24 protein-coding genes and 1 tRNA gene are annotated in these 26,614 nt (G+C 55.4%); 11 read left to right on the forward strand and 14 right to left on the reverse strand.

Annotated features, from left to right (window positions below; genetic code table 11):
- Positions 1-444: 444 nt before the first annotated feature.
- Complete coding sequence (gene hemB, locus ACMGGE_RS12255) at positions 445-1,419, forward strand: porphobilinogen synthase (RefSeq protein ID WP_045909816.1); 975 nt, start codon at positions 445-447, stop codon at positions 1,417-1,419.
- Positions 1,420-1,546: 127 nt separating this feature from the next.
- Positions 1,547-3,247 carry a lysophospholipid acyltransferase family protein gene (locus ACMGGE_RS12260; protein WP_420293802.1) on the forward strand — a complete coding sequence of 567 codons (1,701 nt, stop codon included), beginning with the start codon at positions 1,547-1,549 and terminating at the stop codon, positions 3,245-3,247.
- A gap of 106 nt (positions 3,248-3,353) precedes the next feature.
- Here ACMGGE_RS12260 and tauD read toward each other — a convergent pair whose 3' ends face one another.
- From tauD to mmuP, 6 genes are all read right to left on the reverse strand, one after another.
- Complete coding sequence (gene tauD, locus ACMGGE_RS12265) at positions 3,354-4,202, reverse strand: taurine dioxygenase (protein ID WP_045909818.1); 849 nt, start codon at positions 4,200-4,202, stop codon at positions 3,354-3,356.
- Positions 4,199-5,026: a taurine ABC transporter permease TauC gene (gene tauC / locus ACMGGE_RS12270; protein ID WP_048225831.1), complete on the reverse strand. Its 828-nt coding sequence runs from the start codon at positions 5,024-5,026 to the stop codon at positions 4,199-4,201. The genes tauD and tauC overlap by 4 nt, the downstream gene beginning before the upstream one ends.
- Positions 5,023-5,790: a taurine ABC transporter ATP-binding subunit gene (gene tauB / locus ACMGGE_RS12275; protein WP_069720213.1), complete on the reverse strand. Its 768-nt coding sequence runs from the start codon at positions 5,788-5,790 to the stop codon at positions 5,023-5,025. The genes tauC and tauB overlap by 4 nt, the downstream gene beginning before the upstream one ends.
- Positions 5,791-5,800: 10 nt before the next feature.
- A complete protein-coding gene (gene tauA / locus ACMGGE_RS12280; RefSeq protein WP_001018397.1) occupies positions 5,801-6,763 on the reverse strand; it encodes a taurine ABC transporter substrate-binding protein in 963 nt (320 codons plus the stop codon).
- 223 nt (positions 6,764-6,986) lie between these two features.
- The gene (mmuM, locus tag ACMGGE_RS12285) at positions 6,987-7,919 is read right to left on the reverse strand and encodes a homocysteine S-methyltransferase (RefSeq protein ID WP_420293803.1); all 933 of its coding nucleotides are present in this window, start codon (positions 7,917-7,919) and stop codon (positions 6,987-6,989) included.
- On the reverse strand, positions 7,906-9,306 hold the full coding sequence (gene mmuP, locus ACMGGE_RS12290; protein WP_008503244.1) for an S-methylmethionine permease: 1,401 nt from the start codon (positions 9,304-9,306) through the stop codon (positions 7,906-7,908). Before mmuP ends, mmuM begins: the two co-directional genes overlap by 14 nt.
- A gap of 363 nt (positions 9,307-9,669) precedes the next feature.
- Between mmuP and ACMGGE_RS12295 the strand changes: the two genes are divergently transcribed.
- The gene (locus ACMGGE_RS12295; protein ID WP_420293804.1) at positions 9,670-10,779 is read left to right on the forward strand and encodes an AI-2E family transporter; all 1,110 of its coding nucleotides are present in this window, start codon (positions 9,670-9,672) and stop codon (positions 10,777-10,779) included.
- Between the two features lie 119 nt (positions 10,780-10,898).
- Entirely contained in the window at positions 10,899-12,683 is a 1,785-nt protein-coding gene (locus tag ACMGGE_RS12300; protein WP_063620906.1) for a diguanylate cyclase, read from the forward strand.
- A gap of 31 nt (positions 12,684-12,714) precedes the next feature.
- Here the strand turns inward: ACMGGE_RS12300 and ACMGGE_RS12305 are convergent, their stop codons facing one another.
- Together ACMGGE_RS12305 and ACMGGE_RS12310 are read right to left on the reverse strand one after the other, a co-directional pair.
- Entirely contained in the window at positions 12,715-13,224 is a 510-nt protein-coding gene (locus ACMGGE_RS12305) for a hypothetical protein (protein WP_420293805.1), read from the reverse strand.
- Between the two features lie 16 nt (positions 13,225-13,240).
- Positions 13,241-14,140, reverse strand: a complete 900-nt coding sequence (locus tag ACMGGE_RS12310; protein ID WP_420293806.1) for a LysR family transcriptional regulator — start codon at positions 14,138-14,140, stop codon at positions 13,241-13,243.
- Between the two features lie 109 nt (positions 14,141-14,249).
- Between ACMGGE_RS12310 and ACMGGE_RS12315 the strand changes: the two genes are divergently transcribed.
- The 7 genes from ACMGGE_RS12315 (at position 14,250) to catA (ending at position 21,689) form a co-directional block, all read left to right on the forward strand.
- Positions 14,250-15,455, forward strand: a complete 1,206-nt coding sequence (locus ACMGGE_RS12315; protein WP_111967268.1) for an L-dopachrome tautomerase-related protein — start codon at positions 14,250-14,252, stop codon at positions 15,453-15,455.
- A 217-nt stretch (positions 15,456-15,672) separates the two neighbouring features.
- Positions 15,673-16,284 (forward strand): flavin reductase family protein, encoded by a 612-nt coding sequence (locus ACMGGE_RS12320; protein WP_420293807.1) that lies wholly within the window; start codon positions 15,673-15,675, stop codon positions 16,282-16,284.
- Between the two features lie 162 nt (positions 16,285-16,446).
- Entirely contained in the window at positions 16,447-17,520 is a 1,074-nt protein-coding gene (locus ACMGGE_RS12325; protein WP_420293808.1) for a catalase family peroxidase, read from the forward strand.
- Positions 17,517-18,104, forward strand: coding sequence for a cytochrome b (locus tag ACMGGE_RS12330; RefSeq protein ID WP_420293809.1), 588 nt, complete (start codon positions 17,517-17,519; stop codon positions 18,102-18,104). The genes ACMGGE_RS12325 and ACMGGE_RS12330 overlap by 4 nt, the downstream gene beginning before the upstream one ends.
- 400 nt (positions 18,105-18,504) lie before the next feature.
- Positions 18,505-18,999 carry a molybdopterin-dependent oxidoreductase gene (locus tag ACMGGE_RS12335; protein ID WP_048030045.1) on the forward strand — a complete coding sequence of 165 codons (495 nt, stop codon included), beginning with the start codon at positions 18,505-18,507 and terminating at the stop codon, positions 18,997-18,999.
- 17 nt (positions 19,000-19,016) lie between these two features.
- Positions 19,017-20,948, forward strand: coding sequence for a putative bifunctional diguanylate cyclase/phosphodiesterase (locus ACMGGE_RS12340; protein ID WP_223540052.1), 1,932 nt, complete (start codon positions 19,017-19,019; stop codon positions 20,946-20,948).
- 63 nt (positions 20,949-21,011) lie between these two features.
- Positions 21,012-21,689 (forward strand): type A chloramphenicol O-acetyltransferase, encoded by a 678-nt coding sequence (gene catA, locus ACMGGE_RS12345; protein ID WP_248220813.1) that lies wholly within the window; start codon positions 21,012-21,014, stop codon positions 21,687-21,689.
- Between the two features lie 70 nt (positions 21,690-21,759).
- Here the strand turns inward: catA and ACMGGE_RS12350 are convergent, their stop codons facing one another.
- From ACMGGE_RS12350 to proB, 6 genes are all read right to left on the reverse strand, one after another.
- The gene (locus ACMGGE_RS12350) at positions 21,760-21,936 is read right to left on the reverse strand and encodes a thermonuclease family protein (RefSeq protein ID WP_080347335.1); all 177 of its coding nucleotides are present in this window, start codon (positions 21,934-21,936) and stop codon (positions 21,760-21,762) included.
- A gap of 81 nt (positions 21,937-22,017) precedes the next feature.
- The gene (locus ACMGGE_RS12355; RefSeq protein ID WP_025912594.1) at positions 22,018-22,317 is read right to left on the reverse strand and encodes a DUF6966 domain-containing protein; all 300 of its coding nucleotides are present in this window, start codon (positions 22,315-22,317) and stop codon (positions 22,018-22,020) included.
- The gene (locus ACMGGE_RS12360; RefSeq protein WP_248220811.1) at positions 22,314-23,378 is read right to left on the reverse strand and encodes a hypothetical protein; all 1,065 of its coding nucleotides are present in this window, start codon (positions 23,376-23,378) and stop codon (positions 22,314-22,316) included. Before ACMGGE_RS12360 ends, ACMGGE_RS12355 begins: the two co-directional genes overlap by 4 nt.
- A 377-nt stretch (positions 23,379-23,755) precedes the next feature.
- Positions 23,756-23,831: transfer RNA gene (locus ACMGGE_RS12365), tRNA-Thr, on the reverse strand.
- A 111-nt stretch (positions 23,832-23,942) separates the two neighbouring features.
- On the reverse strand, positions 23,943-25,196 hold the full coding sequence (gene proA, locus ACMGGE_RS12370) for a glutamate-5-semialdehyde dehydrogenase (protein ID WP_032646979.1): 1,254 nt from the start codon (positions 25,194-25,196) through the stop codon (positions 23,943-23,945).
- An 11-nt stretch (positions 25,197-25,207) separates the two neighbouring features.
- A complete protein-coding gene (gene proB, locus ACMGGE_RS12375) occupies positions 25,208-26,311 on the reverse strand; it encodes a glutamate 5-kinase (RefSeq protein WP_420293810.1) in 1,104 nt (367 codons plus the stop codon).
- Between the last annotated feature and the right edge of the window lie 303 nt (positions 26,312-26,614).

The following is a 26,614-nucleotide window of genomic DNA, read 5'->3' on the forward strand; positions in this document are numbered from 1 at the left end:
CCCTCCTCAGGGACGTAAGCAAGTTTGTCCATCAATGAATTTGCAATATTTAATTGCGGAGGGAATTATGCAGTTTCATTTCGAAAAGGTTCAATGAATGTTTCCATTAAGTCCGTATTCAGACAAAAACACATTCAGACCACAAACCATAAGGCGTCATAAAATAAATATTATAAAAACAGAATGTTAATACACGGCTAAACCAATCGGAAAAACACACCGAAAAATAATAAATCATTTTTAATTATGCTTTCATTTCCATATAGAAATAACACGAATATTTCATTCTCCTCTCAGCGTTATACTGACCTGCATTATATATTATTTATGACAGGCAAACTCACCTGCCGCATTTCACAAAAGCAAAATGCCCACTTTAGTAAAACACCCGTCTTCACTTTGATGTACACTAGCCCTCTTTGTTCCACAAACATCAGGCATACCATGACCGATTTAATTGCACGCCCACGCCGCCTGCGCAAGTCACCTGCACTGCGCGCTATGTTTGAAGAGACAACCCTGAGCTTAAACGATCTGGTGTTGCCGATTTTTGTTGAAGAAGAGATCGATGACTACAAGGCCATCGAAGCCATGCCGGGCGTCATGCGCATTCCGGAGAAATATCTGGCGCGTGAGATCGAACGTATCGCTAACGCGGGGATCCGCTCGGTGATGACCTTCGGCATCTCCCACCATACTGACGCGACCGGCAGCGACGCGTGGAAAGAAGATGGCCTCGTCGCCCGCATGTCACGCATCTGCAAAGAAACCGTGCCGGAAATGGTGGTGATGTCCGACACCTGCTTCTGTGAATACACCTCGCACGGCCACTGCGGCGTGCTGTGCGATCACGGCGTGGATAACGATGCTACCCTGCTTAACCTCGGCAAGCAGGCTGTTGTCGCGGCCGCGGCAGGCGCAGATTTCATCGCACCTTCTGCCGCGATGGACGGACAGGTTCAGGCGATTCGTCAGGCCCTGGACGCGGCCGGTTTCACCGACACCGCCATCATGTCCTACTCCACCAAATTTGCCTCCTCCTTCTACGGCCCGTTCCGTGAAGCAGCCGGTACGGCGCTGAAAGGCGATCGTAAAACCTATCAGATGAACCCGCTGAACCGCCGCGAAGCGATTCGTGAATCCCTGCTCGATGAAGCCCAGGGCGCAGACTGCCTGATGGTAAAACCGGCTGGCGCGTACCTGGATATCCTGCGCGACATCCGCGAGCGCACCGAGCTGCCGCTGGGCGCTTATCAGGTGAGCGGTGAGTACGCGATGATCAAATTCGCCGCCCTGGCGGGTGCCATTGATGAAGAGAAAGTGATCCTGGAAAGCCTGGGGGCGATCAAACGCGCGGGCGCGGATCTAATCTTCAGCTACTTCGCGCTGGATCTGGCCGAGAAGAAAATTCTGCGTTAATCCGCTTTAGCGCCGGGTGGCGGCTTCGCCTTACCCGGCCTACGCTCTGCTCAAATCTTCACCCAACTGCAATACAACCGACATCTGCGCCTTCTACTGTCTTCGCAAGACGGCAGGAGGAGTGACCATGTTTAGCCTCGATAGCGTTCTCGACGATCTTTGGCCTCAGGCGAGGCCCGCACCCTGGCAAAAAAGTCTGTTAAAAAGACTGTTCTACGAAGACGAATTTCAGCAATTTGCCGCAGCCCACCGCCACCTGAAAGGCCTGGATATGGTGGAGCAGGTTCTGGAACACCTGGATATTCTCTGCACCGTTTCCGCCCGCGATCTCGAACAAATCCCCGAACATGGCCCGCTGGTCATCATTGCCAACCACCCGACGGGTACGCTGGACGGACTGGCGCTGCTGTATGCCGTCTCCCGCGTGCGGCGCGATGTTAAAGTCGTAACCAACCGGATGCTGACCCACCTTGAGCCCCTCAGCTCGCTGTTTATTCCGGTGGACAATATGGGCGGCAGGACGGCGAAAACGTCTCTGGTGCAGATGGAACTGCATCTGCAAAACGCGGGCGTGCTGATCTTCTTCCCGGCAGGCGAAGTGTCCCGCCCCACGCGCAAAGGCATTCGCGATAAAAAATGGCACTCCGGCTTTATCAAACTTGCTGGCAAGCTGCGCGCCCCGCTGCTGCCGGTGCATATTCAGGCGCATAACAGCCTGCTCTTTTATGCCAGCACGCTGGTCTCCCCGACGCTGTCGATGCTGCTGCTGATGCAGCAGATGTTCCGCCGCCGCCACAGCCAGCTGCCGATCAAAATCGGCCAGCAGATTGCGTGGCATCACTGGCACAGCGCTAACCTTTCGTCGCGTGAGATGGCCGAGCAGTGCCGTCAGCACGTGATGCGTCTTGGCAAGGGAGTGCCCGGCGTCTTTAAAACCCAGTGCGCCATTGCCCGTCCGGAAGACCGGGCCACCCTGAAACGCGCGCTGGCGCAGGCCGAATGTCTGGGCAAAACCAGCGACGGTAAAACCATCTATCTTTGGCAGCGAAACGGTCAGGAAGACGCCCCGCTGCTGCGCGAGCTGGGCCGCCTGCGCGAGATTGCCTTTCGCGCGGTGGAGGAAGGGAGCGGCAAACGTCGGGACACCGACAGCTACGACGATGATTATCTGCACCTGATCCTGTGGGATGAGGACGATCTGGAGATCGTCGGGGCGTATCGCTTTATGCCGACGGCCATGCAGATCGAAAAGCGCGGCGTTGAGGGGTTGTACAGCTATAGCCTGTTTCACTACGACGACAAAATGCAGGACGTGCTGGAACACGGCATTGAGCTGGGGCGCAGCTTTATTCAGCCGCGCTACTGGGGGCGCCGCGGCCTGGACTATTTATGGTCCGGCATTGGCGCCTATCTGGCGCGTTATCCGCACTACCGCTACCTGTTTGGCCCGGTCTCGATTTCCGGTGGCTTACCGCCTGCCGCGCGGGATCTGCTGGTCGCCTTTTACCGCCTGTGGTTCCCGGCGACGCATCCGCTCGCCGCCTCGCGCCAGCCGTATCCCGCGTCCCTGCCGGACGTGCTGGCGCAGTTTGGCGGCGTGGATTACGTGGACGATCTGACGAAGCTGAAATCCCTGCTCGGCAATCTTGGCTGCGGCATTCCGCCGCTCTACAAGCAATATTCCGAGCTGTGCGAGCCCGGCGGCGTGCAGTTTATTGATTTTGGCAGCGACCCGGCATTCAACAACTGCGTCGACGGGCTGGTGCTGGTGGATTTGTGTTACCTGAAGGCGAACCGCTATCAGCGGTATATTGAGGCGCACCTTTGAATGTGCGGTATTTTGGGGGCCGGGTAAGGCGTAGCCGCCACCCGGCAATTGTGCACCGTTTTCGCCGGGTGGCGCTGCGCTTACCCGGCCTACGGGTGCGACGGGGTTAAGGACGATAAAACGGCTTATCGCCCAAAATCGTCGCCCGCTGCATAATCCGGCGCTGCGGCAGATAGTCCGCATTGGCATAATGCTGCGTCACGCGGTTATCCCAGATCGCCAGATCGTTCTCCTGCCAGCGCCAGCGCACCTGGAACTCCGGTTTGGTGATATGCGCAAACAGGAAACCTAACAGCGCCTCACTCTCTTTTTCCGTCACGTCCACGATGCGCGTGGTGAACCCTTCGTTCACAAACAGCGCCTGTTTGCCCGTCACCGGATGGGTCCGCACCACCGGGTGCAGCAGCGGAGGATGCTTCGCCACCGCTTCCTGCCAGCGCTGATGTTCCTCTTCCGTTTTACGGTACTTGTACTCCGGGAACGATTTTTTGAAGTCGTGCTCCGCCCGCAGCCCGCTCAGCAGCGTCCGAAGCGGCGCGGAGAGCGCCTCATACGCCGCAATCCCACTGGCCCACAGCGTATCGCCCCCCGTCTCCGGCAGCCGTTTCGCCGCCAGAATCGCCCCCGCAGGCGGTGTGTCGATAAAGGTCACATCGGTATGCCAGTTATCGTTATCCGGCGGGTTATCGTTGTGGGTGTCGAGGACGATAATCTCCTCCACCCCTTCCGCATGCGGATAGACCGGGTGGATATGCAGATCGCCAAAGCGCAGGGCCAGCGCGCGCTGCTGCTGCGGGGTGATCGCCTGCTCGCGCAGGAACACCACCTGATGGCGCAGCACCGCGTGGTACAGCTGCTCAAACTGGTTATCGCTCAGCGGACGGGTCACATCCAGGCCCGACACCTGTGCACCAATGTACGGCCCCAGCGGGGTGATGGTCAGACGTTCACTCATTGTATTTCTCCATGCCAGGGCGTCAGACGGCGCTGTAACGCGCGCAGCCCCAGTTCTAATCCGAAGGCGATCGCGGCGATCACCGCGATCCCTGCCAGCACCACGTCAGTCGCCAGGAACTCTCCCGCCGACTGCACCATAAACCCAAGGCCGCGCGTGGCCGCAATGAGCTCCGCCGCCACCAGCGTGGACCAGCCCACGCCAAGGCCGATGCGAAGCCCGGTTAAAATCTCCGGCAGTGCGCCCGGTAAAATCACGAACAGCAGCACCTGCGTACGGCTGGCTCCCAGCGACTGCGCCGCGCGGATCCGCACCTGCTGGGCGCTCTTCACGCCCGCCAGCGCCGACATGGCCACCGGGGCAAAAATCGCCAGATAGATCAGCAGGATTTTTGACGTTTCACCGATGCCGAACCAGATCACCATCAGCGGCAGATAGGCCAGCGGCGGGACCGGACGATAAAGCTCAATCAGCGGGTCGAGGATGCCGCGCACCGTCGGGCTCAGCCCCATCGCAATCCCCACGGGAATGCCGATAATCACCGCCGCCAGCAACGCCACCAGAATGCGCGCCAGGCTGGCACCCAAGTGCTGCCAGAGTGTGGCATCCATAAAGCCCTGCGGCCCGGCGATGGTAATGAGTTTGGCCAGCACCTGTCCCGGCGGCGGCAGAAACAGCGGGCTGACCCACTGCAGGGCAGCAACTGCCCACCACACCGCCAGCAGCACCAGTAGCGTGCCGACGCTCAACGTGATTTGACGTGAGAAAGGCCAGCGCAGCGCCAGACGCGTGCGGCGCGTTTTTTCACTGAAGACGATGCTCATGAGAAGGCCTCCCGCTGTTCAAACACGCGGCTTAAAACGTACTCACGCTGTTCGATAAACAGCGGATCGGATTTGATGCTGCGCACGGGTTCCCCCGCGACGTAGCGGCGGGCGAAATCCAGCGGCAAGCGCTCCAGCACGCGGCCCGGCCCCGGGGACAGCAGCACCAGCTCGGTGGCCATAAACACCGCCTCTTCGATATCGTGGGTAATCAACAGCACCTGCTTGCCCGTCTCATGCCAGAGGCGCAGCAGCAGGGTTTGCATCTGCTCGCGGGTGAAGGCGTCGAGCGCCCCGAACGGCTCGTCCAGCAGCAACAGCTGCGGATTCGCTGCCAGCGCGCGGGCAATCCCGACACGCTGTCGCTGGCCGCCGGAAAGCTGCCAGATATAGCGTTTTTCCGCGCCTTCCAGCCCCACTTTTTTCAGCATCGCCCGCGCCGTTTCCAGCCGCTGTTCACGATTGATACCCGCAAGCTGCAGCCCAAACGCCACGTTTTCCTGCACGTTGCGCCACGGGAGCAGGCCTTCATTCTGGAAGACCACGCCGCGCTCGGCGCCGGGGCCTTCCACTTTTTTGCCTTCCAGTTGAATGGAGCCATGCTGATAAGGGACAAACCCGGCGATCAGATTCAGCAGCGTGGTTTTTCCGCATCCGGACGGACCCAGCACCACCAGCAGTTCACCGCTGTCCAGCGTCAGGTTGATCTCCTCCAGCGCGGGTTTGCCACCGTAATCAGCAGACAGATTTGTAATATTCAGCATGGCGGACTCCTTATTTCACAAAACGATCGGTCACGTACTGGCTGTAATCCGTCGCTACCGCGGGCACTTTGCCCTGCTCTTTCAGGAAGGTGGCGGTATCAACAATCGCTTTGTTTACCGGCCCGGTCAGCTGCTGCACCTGCTGCGCGGGGGTCAGATAGGTATTGCCCTTCACCAGCCCCGGTACGTCCGCTTCCGGTACGCCGCTCAGGCGGGAGAGTTTTTCCAGGTTGGCGGGCTGCTTCAGCCATTCATCCGGGTTACTGATGTACGGCTGCTGGGCGTCAATCGCGCTTTTCGCGAAGGCTTTCACCACCTCAGGATGTTTCTCGGCGAAGTCTTTACGCACGACCCACACGTCGAGCGTTGGCGCGCCCCACTGGCCCACTTTTTCGGAGTCGGTCAGCACGGTGCCGTCTTTTTCCAGCTCGTTCACGGCCGGTGCCCACACATAGGCCCCGTCAATGTCGCCGCGCTGCCAGGCCGCGATAATCGCCGGCGGCTGGAGGTTAATAATTTGTACCTGCCCCGGCTTGATGCCCCAGTGTTTGAGCGCCGCCAGCAGGCTGTAGTGGGTGGTGGAGATAAACGGCACGGCGATGCGTTTGCCGATCAGGTCTTCCGGTTTGGTGATGTTTTTCTTCACCACCAGCGCTTCAGAGTTACCGAGCTGCGAGGCGAGCAGGAACACCTCAATCGGCACCTGCTGGCTGGCCGCAACCGCCAGCGGGCTGGAGCCGATATTGCCGATCTGCACGTCGCCGGAGGCTAACGCACGCACCACGGACGCGCCGCTGTCGAACTTGCGCCAGTCAACTTTCGCGCCGCTCTCTTTGGCAAAGGTGTTATCCGCCTGCGCGACTTTCGCCGGTTCCGCAGAAGTTTGATACGCGACGGTGACGTCCACCGCCTGCGCCTGAAATGCCCACAGCGCCAGTGCGCCGAGTAGTGTGATTCGCGATGAAATTGCCATAGTGCCTGCTCCCCTTGTTGTTATGAGGGCAGTATTTCCAACGCGGGAATTTTGATAAAGGAATAAAAATGAATCGCTCATAACGATTCGTTTTTAGATAAAAAGCGGGAAAGGATAGTTGGTTTTGTGCGTTTGTTTATGCCGGGTGGCGCTACGCTTACCCGGCCTACATATTGTGCGATCCGTAGGCCGGGTAAGGCGCAGCCGCCACCCGGCAAAAAACTCAGCGCTTCGCGTTAAGCTCAGCAATATCCTTCGGCGTAGTGCGACAGCAGCCGCCAATCAGCTTCGCGCCGGCGTCCAGCCACTGGGGCAGATACCCCGCCAGCGTCTCGCACGCTTCGCCGTGGTGGTGCCAGGTTTTGGTCACCGCATCATAATGCTCGCCCGAGTTCGGGTAGACCACCAGCGGCAGCGACGTCAGGCTTTGCAGGTGCTTCAGTGCCGCCGTGGTGTTTTCCAGCGCGATACAGTTAATGCCCAGCGCGACGATATGCGGAGAGTCGGCCAGCGCGCTGACCACGTCACGCAGAGGCGTGCCGTCGCTCAGGTGTTCACTGTCCCGCAGGGTAAAAGAGAACCACGCCCGGGCGCGGGGATACCCGGCCAGAAGGGCCGCCAGCGCCTTAATCTCGGCAAAAGACGGCAGCGTTTCGCAGGCCAGCAGGTCAGCGCCCGCATCCAGCAGCGCTTCCACGCGCGGACGGTGGAAGTCGGTGAAGGCTTCCGCACTGCGCACGTAGTCGCCGCGATACTCTGAGCCATCCGCCAGATAGGCACCATACGGTCCAACGGATCCCGCCACCAGCAGCGTGCCCGCATGCGGATTTTCAGCCAGATACGCTTCACGCGCCTTACGCGCCAGCTCCACGCTTCTGCCAATCAGCGCCCGGGACTGCGCCTCGTCCAGGCCGCGCGCCGCAAAACCCGCAGGCGTGGCCTGATAGCTGGCGGTGATCGCCACCTGCGCACCTGCGCGGTAATAATCAAGATGCACTTCGCGGATAAGCTCCGGGTTTTCCATCAGCACTTTGGCAGACCAGAGGTTGTCTGCCAGGTTACAGCCGCGCGCTTCCAGCTCCGTCGCCATCGCGCCATCCAGCACCACAAACGGCTGCTTTTCAAGGAGGGCGGTAAGCGGATTATTCTGCGACATGTTCGGGCTCCTGCGATGTCATATTTCGGGTCAGATAGTAGGCACCATAGCACAGGGCGACAAACGGAATCCCGCAATAAAGGGCAATGCGCTGGCTTGGGTCAAACCACAGGCCGACACAGGCCACCACGCAGAGGATAAAACCGAGCACCGGTACCAGCGGATACCACGGCGCGCGGTACTGCAACGCAGAGAGCGGCTGCCCGGACTGCAGATGGCGACGACGGAAAACGAAGTGCGACGCGCAGATGCTGATCCAGACGGCCACCACCGCAAAGCCAGAAATCGCCGAGAGCGCGACAAACACAGTGTCAGGCGCCACGACGCTTGAGAACAGCGCCAGCACGCCGCCGAGCATAGAAACCGACAGCGCCGTCAGCGGCACGCCGTTTTTGTTCACTCGGGCAAAGCAGCGCGGGAGCGTTTTCTCATTAGAGAGCGACCACAGCATGCGCCCGGAGGCGTACAGCCCGGAGTTCGCCGCCGAGAGGATCGCCGTCAGAATCACAAAGTTAAAAATATCCGCCGCGTAAGGAATACCGACCTTTTCAAACACCAGCACGAACGGGCTCTTTTCCACGCCAGCCTGCTGCATCGGGATCAGCGCCGCCAGCACAAACACGGTGCCGATAAAGAAGATGATCAGGCGCGCAATGGTGGTACGGATCGCGACCGGAATCACCTTGTGCGGATTTTCCGTTTCCCCTGCGGCAATACCGATAAGCTCGGTCCCGGAGAAGGCAAAGTTCACCGCCACCATGGTCATCAGGATCGGCAGGCCGCCGTGCGGGAACCAGCCCTCGGCGGTGATGTTGCTTAAGCCCGGCGCGGGGGAACCGTCCTGCATCGGGATAAAGCCAAAGACCGCCGCGCCGCCAAGAATAATGAAGGCGATGATGGTGATGACTTTCACCAGGGAGAACCAGAACTCACCCTCCGCAAAGAAGCGCGTGGAAATGACGTTCAGGCCAAAAATCACCACGCAGAAGACCACGCACCACGCCCAGACGGGCACCTGCGGGAACCAGTACTGCATGCAGAAGCCCGCGGCGGTAAAGCTCGAGCCGAGCGCTACCGTCCAGGTGAGCCAGTAGAGCCACGCCACGGTGTAGCCCGTCGCCGGGCCAAGATAGCGCGCGGCATAGACGTGGAACGCGCCGGTTTCCGGCATCGCCACGGAGAGTTCGCCCAGACACTGCATCACCAGCCAGACCACCAGCGCGCCGATCAGATAGGCCAGCAGCGTGCCCGCTGCCCCGGTCGTGGAAATGATGTAGCCGGTATTGAAGAATAACCCTGTCCCAATCACGCCACCCAGCGAGAGCATGATCAGGTGGCGTGTTTTCATGGTGCGCTTAAGCTGCCCATTTTCTTGTTGTGTTTGCATATTACCTTCTATACGTATGGACATCTAAACATCCAAAGAAGGTGTGTTATACCGCGATTGTTAATAAAAAGCTAGATGACCAGACGCAAACGGGCGCGCCGCGCGCTGAGTCTGGGATGGGTTGTGAGGATGACATAGAGAATCGGACGCCAGGCCATAAGCACCTCCGCAAGCAGATACTTACAGCATGGTGCGGGAAAAGGCGATCTTCGGTCAGTCGAAAGTGGTATCCGTAAAGCGCGAAGTCATACCGTAACACTGCCCGCAGGACGGGTAAGGCGCAGCCGCCACCCGGTGCAAGGTTGGTAATTCTCACAATCGGTTCTATAGTCGTCACAGTTTCTTAGTAACCAGGACTGACTGATGCGCTTTAACGGACTGACTAAAGGTTTCTTTATTTTCATTCTCGCCCTCGTGACCTGGGCCTTCTTCGACGTGCTGTCGCCCTACTTCTCCGCGATACTGTGGGCCGCCATTCTGACCGTTATCTTCAACCCGGTAAAAAACAAGCTGCGCACCGCGCTGGGGGAGCGCAACGGGCTGGCCTCGCTGTTGACCATCGGCATTATCTGCCTGATCGTCTTTATTCCGCTGATGGTGATCCTCTCCTCGCTCGCCATTGAGCTGAATGTGGTTTACACCAAACTGCAGGAGAACAACACCCAGTTCCCGGAAGTGGTGGCGAGCATCTTCAACCACCTGCCTGACTGGGCCAGCGGCTTCCTCGCGGATCACAACCTGACCAACGCGGCGCAGATCCAGAAAAAACTCTCCGATGTCGCGCTGCAGGGCGGACAGTATCTCGCCGGCAGCGCGTTCCTGATCGGCAAAGGCACGTTTGGCTTTGCGATTAGCTTTGGCATCATGCTGTATCTGCTGTTCTTCCTGCTGAAAGACGGCCCGTATCTGGTACGCCAGATCCTCGACTCCCTGCCCCTGTCCGACTTCGCGAAGCAGCACCTGTTCGCCAAATTCGTCGGCGTGTCACGCGCCACGGTAAAAGGGACGGCGGCGGTGGCCGTGGTTCAGGGCATCCTCGGCGGGATTGCCTTTGCAATTGCCGGTATCGACGGCAGCGTGCTCTGGGGCGCACTGATGGCGTTCCTTTCCCTGGTGCCCGCCATCGGCTCGGCGATTGTCTGGGTGCCCGCCGCTATCTTCCTGTTCGCCACGCACCAGATCTGGCAGGGGCTGTTTATTGTCGGTTTCTTCGTGATCGTCGTCGGGCTGGTGGACAATATTCTGCGCCCGCTGCTGGTGGGGAAAGACACCAAAATGCCGGACTACCTGATTCTGATCTCCACCCTCGGCGGCATGGAGCTGTACGGCATTAACGGCTTTGTGATTGGGCCGCTCATCGCCGCGCTGTTTATCGCCTGCTGGAACCTCTTCTCCGGACGCGATCACGAAGGCAACGTCGAAGAGCTGGACGCGGATTTCATCGAAGAAGGAAAAAATCCTCCAGATTTGTAAGGACGTGACGATAAAGACCACACCAGGCGGCGCTGTGCCGCCTTTTTTTTCGCCTTAAATCAGACGTTTTCTATAATTTGAAGAACGCCATCCTACTCATGTCGTAAAAGGATCATCTGGTGCGAATCGCGACGATAACAAACTGGGCCTATGGTGCCACGGTCTGCCTGACCATCGCCTCCGGCATCATCATGCTGATGGCGTCCAGTGCGGATACCCTCGAACGTCAGGCCGTTGAACAACGGCAGAAATTTGATCAGCTGACGGAAGATATCGAAACCGATATCTGGGCGCAGTCTGATTTAGCGCGGCTGTACGTCATTAAAAAAGATCCTCAGGTGCTCAAGGAATATAACCAGGCAGAAAACAGCCTGAAGCGCATCGAGCTTCGGCTGGAAAAGCTGCAGGATAACGGCGCATCGGATGAAGAACTGGCCCTGCTGCATGAAGGAATAAAGATCGTCGATGAGCTGCAGGACGAGCAGCAAACCGCCCTCGCCAGCCTGGAACGCGGTGAAGACGCCCAGGCCGTTGCCTTGCTCTATGGTCAGCCCTATGAGCAGGAGCTGGATCGCGCACAGAATCAGATCGATCACTTTCGCCAGATACTCGACAAGCGCGTTATCGGCTCCGTAAAAGATGCGACAAAAAAATCGAAAGCGCTGCGTACCGCCTCTGAGCTGACGGTCGGCCTGACCGCCCTGCTGTTCCTGTTTGTACTCGGCTTTATATTAAAGCGCCGCGTGCTGCGCCCCGTAGTGCGCCTGAGCGACGTGGTGCACCGTCTGGCATCCCAGGATTACGCGGTTGAAACGCCCAATTTCAACCAGATCGATGAGATAGGCGATATGGCTCAGGCCATCAGCATCTTCCGTGAAAACGGCCTGGCGCGTCAGCGTCTGGAAAAAGAGCGCGATGCCGACTGGGCCATCCGCGAGCTGCTGGCGCGCATGACCCAGCGGCTGCAGGGGTGTGAGAACTTTAACGATGTGATTAACGTGGCGGAGCTGTTTGCCCCCAATATCGCGCCGGGGATCGCGGGCCGCCTCTACGTCCTTGACCGCGAGCCGTGGCAGATGCGCTGCGTCGCGCAATGGCTTTCGCCGGTGGGTGAAGAGACGACGTTCCACCCGGACGAGTGCTGGGCCGTGCGTCGCGGGCAGAGTCACCCGCCGGTGAACGGCGAGCCGGATATTGCCTGCTACCATCTTCCGGCATCCCAGGCGGAAAGCGCGCTTTGCGTGCCGCTTATCGCTCAGGGCGAGGCCATTGGCCTGCTCTCCTTCCAGAATATCACGGCGGACAATGCCCCTTCCCGCGCGTATCTGGAGCTGATGGCCGAGGCGCTCGGGCTGGCGTTGGCCAACCAGCGTCTGCGCGACGCGTTGCTGGAAAAAGCGTTGTTTGACCCGCTCACCGGCCTGCGTAACCGTCATCATCTGGAAGATACCCTGCAAACCCAAACGGCACAGGCGATACGCACTGGCGTACCGTTAAGCTGCATGATGATTGATATCGACCACTTCAAGAGCATTAATGACCGTTTCGGCCATGAAGCGGGCGATCTGGTGATCAAAAGCGTGGCGTCAATTGTTCAGCGCGCCGCACATGACAACGGGCTGGCATTCCGCTACGGCGGCGAGGAGTTTCTGGTGCTGCTTTCCGGTGCCGATGAAGCAGAAGCGTACGCCTGCGCGCAGAAGATTTACACCGGCGTGCATGAGCTGTCGCTTCGCTACGGGCTGACCGAGATTGGGCCGGTGGACGTGTCGATTGGCATTGCCAGCTACCCACAACATGCCCAGACCGACAACCTGCTGCGCGCTGCGGATGTGGCGCTATACCGGGCAAAAGAGCTGGGACGCGCGCGGATTGTGAGTTTTGGGATGCTGGAGGCGGGCTGACGCTGATTCTCGCGCCCTGACTTTCCCCGATTCAGGCGCGCGTGATAGCCCAAAGCACGACAATCCCCAGGGCATTGCTCCGCTTTTCCATATACAGGGTGGTATCGGAATAAACGTTACCCTGCGGGTTACAGATGCGGATCTCTTTCTTTAATTCCGGCTCGTAGACTTCCGCACCCGAGCAGGTGTGGCGGGTACTGGACTCATACCGGTAAGGTTTGCTCCAGGCCGAATAGTCCCCCTCCAGCAGCCAGGCCGTTGTAAAGACCGCGAACATGGCAACCGGCAGGCTGCAAATAAAGAAGCCGAGGTAGATTTTTACCGCGTCAGCAAGGCGCTTACCTTTCAGTCTCCCCTTTCTGATGAAATAGACCATCGGCACCAGCGCCAGCAGCAACGCCGCACAGGCAAGGTACTGCTCCCCGCGGATCGAAAGGTATGTCACGCGGTAAATGTTGACTGACCAGACCACAAAAGCCGATATCAGTGCTATCCCGCCCGCGATGAGAGGGATCCAAAAGGAAAAACGCGCTTTTTTCATGGTGGACTCGTCCTTGTCATTCTTGTCGGGTCAGAAGGTCAATCATTGCCCGGGTGGCTGCTGACTGACGTCGGTGCGGGGCAAACAGCACGGAGAAAGGTCGCGATCGTCCCCGAAGGTGCGGCAGCACCTCAACTAACTGGCCGCCCTGTATTCTGTCGCGGACGATAAATTCATAGCTTTGGCAGATCCCTATCCCCTGCTCCGCCAGCGAAACCACGCCGAGTACATCGTCTGATATTTCGATAGCTGAACCCGGCATCCAGTCAATATCGCGCCCTTCATCATGAAATACCCAGGGGGCGATACGCCCGGTGCGCGGCATGATAAACGGCAGGCACTGATGGCGCTGCAGCTCTTCCAGCGTCTGAGGCTTTCCTCTCCGATGCAGGTAGTCCGGGGAGGCGACCAGGAGCAATGACGCGTCTTCCAGCTTACGCGCCACAAGTCCACTGTCAGGCAACTGTCCCAGACGGATCGCCAGATCGAACCCCTCTGCGATCAGGTCAACGTTGCGATTGGTAATGTTCAGCTCCACCTGTACGCGTGGGTAGCGTTGATTATAATGCGCCAGCAGCGGCGGCAGGCGGTAGTGGGCATAGGTGGTTGGGACACTCATTCTCACGCGACCGGTCAGATCGCCCTCCTGACCCCGGCCAACGCGTTCGGCGTCATCGAGCAGAGAAAACGCAGAACGCGCCTGCTCAAGATAGACGCGTCCGGCTTCAGTCAGCCCCACCCGGCGGGTCGTGCGCTGTAACAGTTGCCGTCCAAGACGCGCTTCCAGACGGGTGACCGCGCGGCTCAGTACCGAAGGGGTGGTTGAAAGGGCAACCGCTGCGGCAGTAAACGAGCCGTGCTCAACCACAGCAATGAAGACTTCTACGTCGCCGAGGTAATCGAATTTCCGGCTCATTTTGCTCTCTCAGGAACAAATGTTTTTCAATTTGGCTAATTTATCTCCCGTTGGGCGATGAGTAAAGTGGCCAGCATTCATCACCTGAACGCGCTACTGGAGCCTGTCAATGTTCAACCGCCCCCTTATTCTGCCCGCCATCGCAATGGCGGCGTTGTTCGCTTTCCCGAGTGTTGTCAACGCGGCGAACCACCCGCCTCTGGAGCGCTGGCGAAGCTATGCCGGTGTGAGCTGGGATACCGCTCAAGACGGGAAGATTCCTGCGACGTTTTCCGGTTCGGTCAATGCACCTATTGCAGGTATCCACTTTGATGCAATGGACAGGGCCTTTGTCAGCACGCCCCGCCTGGTTTCCGCCGCAGCACCCGCCACGTTAAGCATTCTGGATACGACGGCGCAGTCTGGCCCTGCCCGCCTGACGGCGTTTCCCTCCCGCGAGGGGAATGCGGTGAACACCGATCCCGCTCAGAGCCTGCGGAACGTGCTCGGTTTTTATATTGACCGTAAAAACGGCTGGCTATGGGCACTGGACATGGGGTTTGTTGCAGGCGAAACAGAGTCCCCCACGGGGGCGCAGAAACTGGTCGTACTGGATCTCCGCTCTGGCCGCACCATCAAACGTATCGCCCTGGACGACGTAGCGGACCGCAAGGCCAGCTTTCTGAATGATGTGGTGGTCGATGAGAACCGCCGTGTCGCCTATATCTCCGACAGCGGCTCGCGGAGTGCGCCTGAAAACCAGGTGGGACTAATTATCGTCGATTTCGCTACCGGTACAGCCCGGCGCGTGCTCGATCGTCATCCTGCGCTGCAGATTGAGCCAGGCGTAAACGTCGTCTCGCACGGGGTTGAAGTCTGGCCTGGTAAACCATTACTGATTGGTATCAATGGTATTGCGCTTTCACCCGATGCGGGCACGCTGTACTGGACGGTGACAACCGGCACGCACGCCTATGCGGTACCAACTGCGATACTGAGGCAGCCTGCGTCAACCAATGCGCAAATTGCCGGGCAGATCCGCGATCTGGGTCGCGTGGGGGGCAACACCGACGGAATGGTGACAGATGTAAAAGGTAACCTCTACATTACCGATGTCACACGCAATGGTATCGTCAGATACGATCCTGAAACCCATTCCATGTCGCTAATTGCGGCAAGCGAAGAGGTGCGCTGGCCAGACACGCCGGCAATCCGTCCGAACGGAGACCTGGTATTTACCTCGAGTCGCCTCAATGACCACTTCGCGGGAACCGTTAAACCGGGAGAAGAACGCTATGATTTGTGGCGCTTGCGTCTCGATGCTTTACAAAAATAAGGGCAGGTAAACCAGGAGACCTGCATATATGGGCTCATAATTTCACACGTTCTTATTTCCTTAAAGGCTGAACGTGATGTCTTCCCCCTGCTCAGAAAGAAGTGGTTAATATTGCGCTCCTGGAAATTCCGTGAGGCGCGTTTTACTTCGCGCTTCACCGAAGTAACGCACGTTTGCACAACGTAGACTGGGCCTTCGTTAATCAGAGGATGATAAAATGAAAACCCAGCAGGTCGATTTTGCTTCTTTATATTTTGGTACACCGGTCGCCATTATCTCCAGCCAAAATCCTGACGGTTCAACCAACCTGAGCCCGGTCTCCTCGTGGTGGATCCTCGACCGGAATATCGTGTTCGGGCTTGGCACCTCCGGAAAGTGTTATGAAAATATCACAGGTAACCCCGATATTGTTCTGAACATCCCGGACAGCAGGCTCTGGCCGAATATAGAAGCTATCGCAAATAAAACGGGAAAAGCATCGCCACCGGAATGGAAGAAAAAAATGGGATATGTTTTTGAACAGGACAAATTTAGCTGCGGGAATTTCCATAAGGAAAAGGCGGTGACGATTAACTCCTTGAGAATTAAAGAGTGTCCTGTACAAATAGAGGCTAAGGTTTTCGGGATATCGCCCCTGACCGGTTCGCAGGGGAACCTGGTGTCCGTTGATGCCACGATAACCTGCGTCCACATATCTGAGGCATTATTAATTCGTACTCAGAGAGGAGTAAAATTTAATGTGGAGAAATGGAACCCCCTCTATTATCTATTTCGCCACTATTTCTCGCTGGGTCACCGACTCGGTCACAACTTCCGCCACGATGAGTAACCCGGTCTTTTTGACAGCGGAAAGGTTTAAACTTTTCGTGATATTCTTTCTTTACGCCCCTTAGTTCCTATACTCGAGCCATATTCGCCACTGTATTAACACCTGTCACGCACAATACGTTGCGCATGACAGGTGAAGATATTTTCTTCTGGAAAAACGTCTATGTCGAAACTGGATTTGAGGTCCAAAAAAACCTGGGGCGCGCTGGCAGCGATCGCCGTTGTCGCCGGTACGCTGGCATCTGCTTTTGCATGGACGGCGGGCTGGCTTGGGTCACGCACGGTCAGCCAGGCACTGGTGGGTGAAACACCGAAACCCTTCCCACCGGGTTTTCGCCGCGCGCATGGAAAAGGCATCTGCTTTGCCGGCACCTTTACGCCAAACGGCTCGGCGGATTCCCTTTCAACCTCCCGCCTCTTCTCACAGCAGGAAGTGCCCGTAGTGGGTAGATTCTCTATTGGTACCGGCGATCCGCATGCACCGGATAGTACGACCAAAACCCTGAGCATGGCGCTACTACTGAAAACAGATGACAAGCAACAATGGCGGATGGCGATGAACAACGAGCCTTTCTTCGCCACGCACAGCCCGGAAGGTTTTCTGACCTTGCGAAAAGCCACGTCCGTTGATGCGGCCACCGGCAAACCGGATCCGCAGCGTCTCAAAGACTTTTTGAAAGCGTACCCGGAGGCGGAGAAATACCTTAAATGGGCGGCACAAAAACCCGCACCCGGCAGCTTCGCAGGCGCGACATTTTACAGCATTAACGCCTTTTACCTTGTGAACGCGCAGGGGGAACGTCAAGCCGTTCGCTGGATGATGCGTCCGCACGAGCCTTTCCTGTCGATAAGCAATGAGCAACGACAGAAAGCCGATGACAACTTCCTGTTCGAAAACCTGCGTCAGCGCCTGGCGCAGAAGCCACTCTACTGGGATTACGTTTTGCAGCTCGCACAGCCGGGCGATCCGGTGGATGACCCTTCCCAGCCATGGCCGGACGATCGCAAAAAGGTGGTAGCCGGTACGCTGGAAGTGACGCGCGTCGAAGCACAATCCACAGGCGCGTGCCGCGACGTTAACTTTGATCCTTCTGTCGTTCCTGCAGGCGTTGCGGTGTCTGATGATCCCATCTTAAACGCCCGCTCCGCGGCCTACTCCCACTCTTTCAGCCGCCGTGAACGGGAAATCGGCTACGGCAAAGCCACCGAAGCCGTGCAAAAGCAGGAGGTAAAATGAGCTCAAATAAAGACAGGCGAGAGCACGCGCCGCAGCATTTCAATACCCTGACGCGAAGCCTGCACTGGCTGATGGCGGTGATGATCCTGGCCATGCTGTTCATCGGTGCCGCGATGATGACGTCGTTACATCACCGGATTTGGCTAATCGACCTCCACCGGCCGCTGGGGATCGCCATTTTACTGCTGGCACTGGTGCGTCTGGTCAACCGGCTCCTGAGCCGCACGCCCCCACTTCCTGCCGATTTGCCCGCCTGGCAGGTGCTTGCCGCAAAGGCATCACACTGGATGCTGTATGGGTTAATGCTGGCAATGCCGCTGCTGGGCTGGGCGCAGCTGTCGGCAGCGGGCCTGCCGATTGTGATGTTTGATGGCGTCAACCTGCCGGCAATTGTCCCGACCAGTCCGGCACTCTTTGCCTGGTGTCACGACGCCCATAGCCTTCTGGCAAAATTGCTTTTTGCCGTGGTGCTGGTCCATCTCTCCGCCGCACTCGTTCATGCGTGGATCTACCGGGACGCAGTGTTTGCCAGCATGGCGAAAGGGAGTAAGTCGGCGTCAGCCCTCCGGGATGACCTGAAGTAAGGCAAGCGCCAGGGGACACGCACAATCAGAATGTTCGTGTCCTCGCTTATCATCGCCATCCTGAAACAGCGCACACAACCGGGGCGCGTATTTAGCCGCTAAATTCGCGCGCCAAAAAGCCACGGACACCCCACAATTATCGTGGAAGATAATATCTCTAAATTAAAGCGATTATTTTTTAAACAGAAGAGCATTTATGCCCGCAATTTTAGCTTTTATCAAAAAGTTAAGAGTCGCTCGCGCATCAAACATCCTGACACCCGCAACACATAACTCATTGATTAAAATGACTTTACATCAATAAAAACGATAAAACCCCCGACTCCCCAACAAAATATATCAACTCGTGTGATATCTAAATTATAATTCTTATACTTCTGTTAAAAAGGTGGAGGTCAAAATGCGATTAACCCTACTGCTGTTATGCTGTCTGGTACAAAGTGTAACCTGGGCTGGCGACCTGCCAAAACCAGTTGGTAAACCCATTTTAACGATTTACGGTAATATAGAAAATACCAACGAAAATGGAAAAGCAGTGTTTGATCTCGCCAGCCTTGAAAAACTCGGAGTAGTGAGTTTCGAGACGACCTCTCCCTGGTATAACGGTCGTACGAAGTTTGAGGGTGTCCCCATGAGCAAGCTCATGGATTATGTGGGTGCAAAAGGTACGAACGTGAATGTTATTGCGCTCAATGATTACTCAACCATCATCCCTCTCAGCGACTTTAAAAAATACAACGCCATCCTTGCCTTAAAGGTCAATGGCGAATATATGCGCATCCGCGATAAAGGCCCATCGTTCATTGTATACCCCTATGACAGTCTTCCTGAGTTGAATAATCAGATTTATTACTCACGATCAGCATGGCAGGTAAGCAAAATGAAGATTGAGTAGCCGTTCAGGAGAACATAATGAACAGGATACTGGTTGGTATCATTTTTTCTCTTTTTATCACGACAGGATATATTGCATACCTTGTTTATGATCGACAGCAGGAATTGCAAAAACTGACTCAATACACTGAGTCCTGGTCCGTGGCACAACTGGTATCAGAGTATTACCGTTTTGAATCATGGCTTGGTCTATACGCAACCGATACTGATGACGTTACGATAGACCAGGTCCGCATGCGCCTCGAAATTATGCTCAGTCAGGGCGATTTAATGAAGGGGGGCGATTTAGGTCGCTACATTGATAGCGATAAAACGCATCAGGAGCTCGCTTTACGCTTAGAAAATATACTGGCCTATCTGGATAGTCATCTTGAAAAAATGAGCCATCCGGAGTTACAGGCGTACCTGACAAATATGCATGAGCTCGACGCACCGCTCAGCCAGCTGTCTGCAACGGCATTAACGAAAGATATTAATACGGTTAATGAATCCAACAACAAAATACAAATCCTGTATTATATTTATTCCGCACTTTCTTTACTCCTGGTGATTTTAAGCTTTATTCTTGGCTTCTTAATGATCTACCAGAATAAAAACATCCTGAAAGCACACATGCAGGTTAAAAGCCTGGCTGATGAACTTCAAATATCAAAAGAAAAACTGCAAATTCAGAACTCGAAGCTGGAGTATGATGTTTATCATGACTCCCTCACCGGCATGAAAAACCGCCTTTTCTTCTGGGACGATCTCAACAAAATTAATCTTCAGGCAGATAAAAACCACGTCCCCGTCACCGTAATGTTATTTGATTTAGACCGCTTCAAAGAGGTCAACGATACCTATGGCCATGATACGGGAGATTTGCTGCTGAATCAGGTATCCCGACGGCTGACCTCAATGAGCAGCGCAACGAATACGTTTTACCGCTTGGGCGGCGATGAATTCGCCCTTCTCTCCAGCGGACTCACGGAAACCGCCGCCGTTTCGCGCGCCAAAGAAATCAGCGATCATATCAGCCAGCCCTATACGATTAATAACCAGCTGATAAAAATTGCCACCTGCGTGGGCATTGTTTTATCTGATAATGAACGCCGCTCTGATTACCTTTATAAATTTGCCGATCTGGCGCTCTACGAGGCGAAAAAAGAAGGTTCGCAGCAGATCAAGGTCTTCCGGCAGTGGATGCTGCAAAGACTGCAGGAAAGCAGGACCCTTGAACATGATATGGCTCTGGCGATCGATCACAATGAATTCGTCGTGTATTACCAGCCTATTGTCGATTCATTCAGCAATGAAATTTACGGCTATGAAGCGCTTATTCGCTGGATACACCCGGTGAAAGGGATACTCGCGCCAGATTATTTTATTTCCGTCGCTGAAAAAACGGGAATGATCAATGAGATCGGCAAGTCGGTGCTTGAGATGGCCTGCCGGGAAGCGGTATCCTGGGCGGTGCCGGCCAGGATCTCGGTGAACGTCTCACCCGTTCAGTTAGGCACAAAATCTTTTACCACGATGGTGCAGTCCATCCTGAAAGAGACAGGGCTACCGGCCAACCGACTCGAGTTAGAGGTAACAGAGTCTTCGCTCTTCAGTGACAGCAACATGCCGATCACTATTCTCAAAAAGCTCCGGGCACTGGGTGTCAAAATTTCCATCGATGATTTCGGAACGGGATATTCCTCGCTCTCACGACTGAGTGAACTTAATTTTGATAAAATTAAGATAGATAAATCCTTTGTGAATCCGATATCCACGCAGGATGATGCCCTTAATATCGTTAAATTGATTACCGGCATGGCGAAGAGCCTCAATATGCGGGTCATTGCAGAGGGTGTTGAAACCGAAGCGCAGCTTGAACGTCTTCAGGCGCTTGGCTGCGATCTCGTGCAGGGGTACCTGTTCGGAAAACCACAGGCTGAGATTGACAGGAAGATTAGATACGGTTGAAATGGTTGTGCGGTTTTTTCTGGCCCAAAATCACGTAGACGGTTGATAATCAAAGGTTAAACAATGAAAAAAACAACCCCGGAGTATACGCCTGTTGATTTATCTCGTTGGCCAAGGAAGGAGCATTTTGAAGTCTTCCAGTCATTTGCTGAATGCACAATTAACCAAACCGTTCTGATCGACATTACCGCGCTGCGAAAACATATCAAAGCGGTGGGATGGAAGTTTTACCCGACGATCATTTTTCTCCTTTCTAACATCATGAACCGGCATCCTGAGTTCCGTATGGCCATGAAGGACAATGAGCTTGTCATATGGAATGAAGTTCATCCCAGCTACACCATTTTCCACCCCGAAACGGAGACGTTTTCGTCATTGTGGAGCCACTATGACGGCAATATTCATCACTTCCAGAACACGTATGCAGAAGATACGGCCCGCTATGGCAATAACCTTTCCTACTGGCCTAAGGAAGAGTCCCGGGAAAATGTCTTTTTTGTCTCGTCTATTCCGTGGGTAACGTTTACGAACTTTACGATGAACATAGCGCATATGAAGAACTTCTTTTCGCCTATGTTCACGTTTGGGAAATACTACGAGCAGGATGGAAAAGTGCTGTTACCGCTCGCGGTGCAGGTGCATCATTCGGTGTGCGATGGCTTCCATGTGGCAAGGATGTTTAATGAGTTGCAGGAGATGTGTGATGGTTTGCCGGAGCTGTCAGAGGAACCTGGCGCATGATACGTAAGAAGTGCTGATGGTTTCCATCTGGCAGGAGTGAGTGTGAGAAGCCTACCGGCCTTTCATTATTTTATGCGCTTTCCATGTGAGGCCACACCGTATCCAGTAGAGGACCATAGAGATCTGCGTTCCTGCACGTTATGGAGACGGCACACTGCGCCACTATCGATGAGAATGTCTGCCGGGAACGCTGCCCAAAGGGCAGGTTCTTTTCGGGGGCATCGATGCTGACGAGACGAACACACATGAGGCTGTTGTAAAGTTCTGCGCTCCCCCTGTCAGGCTGGAGGCGTACCCAATAATTTACTGGCGGCGCCGGAAACTAACGCTATGGTAAATCACCTGCTTTTAACAAAACGATTGCATGGTCAAGCTGCTTGTAGAGTTTGTGTCTCAAATCGTCTAACTCGTCATTTTCCCGAATGAGAGGTATGCCATTTTTATGAAGCACAATATCGTTAAATGATCCCATCCCGCCGTAGAGTTTTTTCAACGAGTAAATGGATGACTCACAATCAACATCGAGCTCGATGGCTAGTTTTTCGAATGTTTTTGCCCATGAATCCTCATCATTTGAGGAGAGGATTTTGATGATATCAGTTACCGTTTTCTTTATTTCATTTTTCATTTCAAACCACCACTTTCAAGTATCTTAACGCCAGGTATTTTCCACGGGGTAGGTATCACAACTTGCTCAGAGCCACCGGAAAAAAGGTCTGTTTGATAGCCAACTTCTCCAACATATACTTTCGTTCCTGCGGGTATTTGTATCTTGTGAAAGCTATCAAGAGGGGATTCACTTCCGTTAGGCCATTTGGGGAGCAGAGCCTTATCTATTCTGGTCTGGAGAACTCCCTGAGGTTGTTCATATCCGAAAAACTGACCTAATGGTCGGCCCTCAATACCACCTCTGTAGAAGCTCGTGTCTGTTGATAGAGTGATCTCTTTATATGTACCACTGGAGAAAGTTTCAGCCAGCTCTTTAGGTAATGGTCCGGGTTTTATCATCGAGTATTCACCCTCGACTTTTCCCAGAACATGAAGATTGCTAAGCTCACTCGCCGTTCCCAGTCTGCCCAGGCCAAGGCCCGCAGCAACAGAAGCACCAGCGATAATCAGCCCTTTATTATCCATAACCTGATCGTAACCCGCCGGTGCATCACCACCGAGCTGCTGCGCGGTCTGACGGAATCCCTCGATATTGCCATTATAGATCCCGCCCGCGGCCAGCAACCGACCGGCAGTTTTGCTGTTGATGGTTTTTGCGGCCTGGGCATGTTGCACCGGTGCCGCATGGCGGACCTGATATCTCGGGCGTTTCAGTTGCCGGGACAGGATGTGTCGGAGTCGAGTTTGAAGGAACAGAGGCAGGTCATTGCGAAGGTCACCGGATGTCGTCAGCACGCCCGAAATGGCATGGCCGGTGATGTCTTTTCTCAGCAGAACGAGCTTCCCGGATTTGATGTCGTCGAGCGTGTCACGGTATGCCATCCAGGGATGTTGCCAGTGGTACAGTTGATACCGGCGGACAAACCGGGTGTAGCCCTGTGGCAAATTCCACTCCTGAATGATGCGGTTAGGCCTTGCAGTATCTACGAGGTCTCCTGCCGCCGTATCCGGGTGAATAATGTGAGGAATGTCCTCAAGGTAGATGTCATCCAGTGACATTGCCTGGCTGTGATGAAGCATATTGCCCCTTTTACGCTGCCATTATGTGCCACATTATCGCTCATTCCGGAAATCTGGCAAAGACACGAATATAGCAGGTAATGGCCAGTTGTGTGGCTGTAAGCAACGGGTTCTGCACGCTGAGAAGAAAGCACACTGCTTGCGGAAGATGACAGACAGCCCACATTAGCGCCCCATCCGAACGTAAATGATGACGAAGATCTGTTTGTTGTTTAACCACGGACGGCGCAAACCGAACAGGAATATATACACAATCCTATACACATTCCGTATCGGATTCTACTGGATGGTTACGGACAGCGACGGACTAAAAAGAAATAAAATCGTTATAAAGCAAGGTGTTTATGGATGAATACGGACGTTTGGGGAAGTTGAAATGGTGCCGATAATAGGAGTCGAACCTACGACCTTCGCATTACGAATGCGCTGCTCTACCAACTGAGCTATATCGGCCCTGAGAGGCCGGTTACGAGTGTAACCACGGGGCAAAAGGTTAGATCTATCCGGGTGATGCGTCAATGCCCTTTTGAATCAAACGGCTATTTTTGCATCACCCGTGATTATTTACGCACGAATCGTATCGTCGCCGAAGCCGATCCACTTGTACGTGGTCAGCGCTTCCAGCCCCATCGGACCGCGCGCGTGCAGTTTCTGCGTGCTGACCGCCACCTCAGCGCCGAGGCCGAACTGGCCGCCGTCGGTGAAACGGGTGGAGGCATTCACATACACCGCAGAGGAATCCACTTCGTTCACGAAGCGATCGGCATTGCGCAGCGTACGCGTCAGGATGGCGTCAGAATGCTGCGTGCCATGCTCACGGATGTGCGCAATCGCGTCGTCGAGATCGCTCACGATTTTCACGTTCAGATCCAGTGAGAGGAACTCGTCGTCATACTGCTCCGCGTTGACGGGAACGACGTTAGCCGGGCCATCCTGCAGCAGTGCGAGCGCACTGGCGTCAGCATGCAGCGTCACGCCGCTCTCTGCCATCTGTTTGCTCAGGGCCGGCAGGAAGGTGTTCGCTATGTCCTGATGCACCAGCAGCGTTTCAACGGTGTTACAGGTGCTAGGACGCTGGGTCTTCGCGTTAACGATAATCTTCAGCGCAGGAGCAATCTCAGCGCTGTCGTCTACCACGATATGACACACGCCAATACCGCCGGTGATCACCGGAATCGTCGACTGCTCGCGGCACAGCTTGTGCAGGCCCGCGCCACCGCGAGGGATCAGCATGTCGATGTATTTGTCCATGCGCAGCATTTCGTTGACCAGCGCGCGGTCCGGGCTCTCAATTGCCTGCACGGCACCCGCCGGTAAGCCACACTCTTCCAGCGCCTGCTGAATGACTTTCACCGTCGCGGCGTTGGTGCGCCAGGTCTCTTTCCCACCGCGCAGAATAGCGGCGTTACCGGTTTTCAGGCACAGGGAGGCAACATCCACCGTCACGTTTGGACGGGCTTCATAAATAACGCCGATAACGCCGAGCGGCACGCGACGGCGCTCCAGGCGTAAACCGCTGTCCAGCAGCCCACCGTCAATCACCTGCCCTACCGGGTCGGCCAGATTGCAGACCTGACGAACATCGTCGGCGATGCCTTTCAGACGGGCCGGGGTCAACGCCAGACGGTCGAGCATCGCTTCGCTCAGACCGTTGCGACGCGCTTCCAGTAAATCCTGCTCGTTGGCGAGCAAAATTTCCTGGGACTGAGATTCCAGATAATCAGCGATTTTTTCCAGCACGCGGTTTTTCTCGCGGCTGGAAAGGAGCGCCAGTTTATAAGAGGCGGCCTTCGCGGCGGCGCCCATTTGTTCCAGCATGTTCTGGCTCCTTAACGAATAATCATGTCATCGCGATGCACGGCAACCGGGCCATATTCATAGCCCAGAATGGCGTCGATCTGCTGCGAATGGTGACCCGCGATGCGGCGCAGGGCATCGCTGTTATAGCGGCTTACGCCGTGGGCGATGTCGCGGCCTTCGATGTTACGGATACGGATCACTTCACCACGGGAGAAGTTGCCTGTCACGCTTTTAATTCCTTTAGGAAGTAATGAACTTCCTCGTTCCAGAATCGCGGCGGTCGCCCCTTCATCGACGACGAGTTCACCCGCAGGCGGCGCGCCAAATATCCAGCGCTTACGGTTTTCCAGCGGAGATTCCTGAGCGTGGAAGCGGGTGCCAACGGAGATGCCTTCCATCACGTCGCCAATCACGCCAGGACGGCTGCCCGCGGCAATGATGGTGTCGATACCGGCGCGGCACGCCACGTCGGCGGCCTGCAGCTTGGTCCCCATCCCGCCCGTTCCGAGGCCGGACACGCTGTCACCGGCGATGGCGCGCAGCGCATCGTCGATACCATGAACGTCGGTAATCAGCTCAGCTTCCGGGTTGGAGCGCGGATCGGCGGTGAACAACCCCTGCTGATCGGTCAGAAGCAGTAATTTATCGGCGCCGGCCAGAATGGCGGCCAACGCAGAGAGGTTATCGTTATCACCCACTTTGATTTCAGCGGTAGCAACGGCATCGTTCTCATTAATGACCGGAACGATATTGTTGTCCAGCAGCGCGCGCAGGGTATCGCGGGCGTTCAGGAAGCGCTCTCTGTCTTCCATATCCGCACGCGTCAGCAGCATCTGCCCGACGTGGATGCCATAGATAGAGAACAGCTGTTCCCAGAGTTGAATGAGTCGGCTTTGTCCCACGGCGGCCAGCAGCTGTTTGGAGGCGATCGTCGCGGGGAGTTCGGGGTAACCCAGGTGTTCACGCCCGGCGGCAATCGCCCCGGAGGTCACAATCACAATACGATGCCCTGCGGCATGTAACTGAGCGCACTGACGTACAAGCTCAACAATGTGGGCGCGATTTAGGCGGCGCGATCCGCCTGTTAAAACACTGGTACCGAGTTTTACCACCAGCGTCTGGCTGTCACTCATGATTCTCTGCCGTTCAACGATAAGGGAAAGTAATGTCGAACGAACGTTTTAGCAGGAGTCAGCCCCGTTGCCAACTGCCTTAGCACATCGCGAAACACTTTGTTGCGCGGGATCAGGAAGCGTAGCGGGAGAATTTGACACTTTTATTACCGAAATAATAAATCACAGTTTTTTAAAATTATTCTTAGTTTGTCATAAAAGTTTCATTCCAGAACGATAAAACCCTTCCTGTTTTTTCACGGGACTTAAGCATGAGCTTATCGTCCAGCGAATTTTTTAGCGCGTTTATAAGACAGGATCGAA

It is taken from the genome of Enterobacter sp. BNK-22 (assembly GCF_048684805.1).
In the GTDB taxonomy this organism is placed as follows: domain Bacteria; phylum Pseudomonadota; class Gammaproteobacteria; order Enterobacterales; family Enterobacteriaceae; genus Enterobacter; species Enterobacter quasiroggenkampii.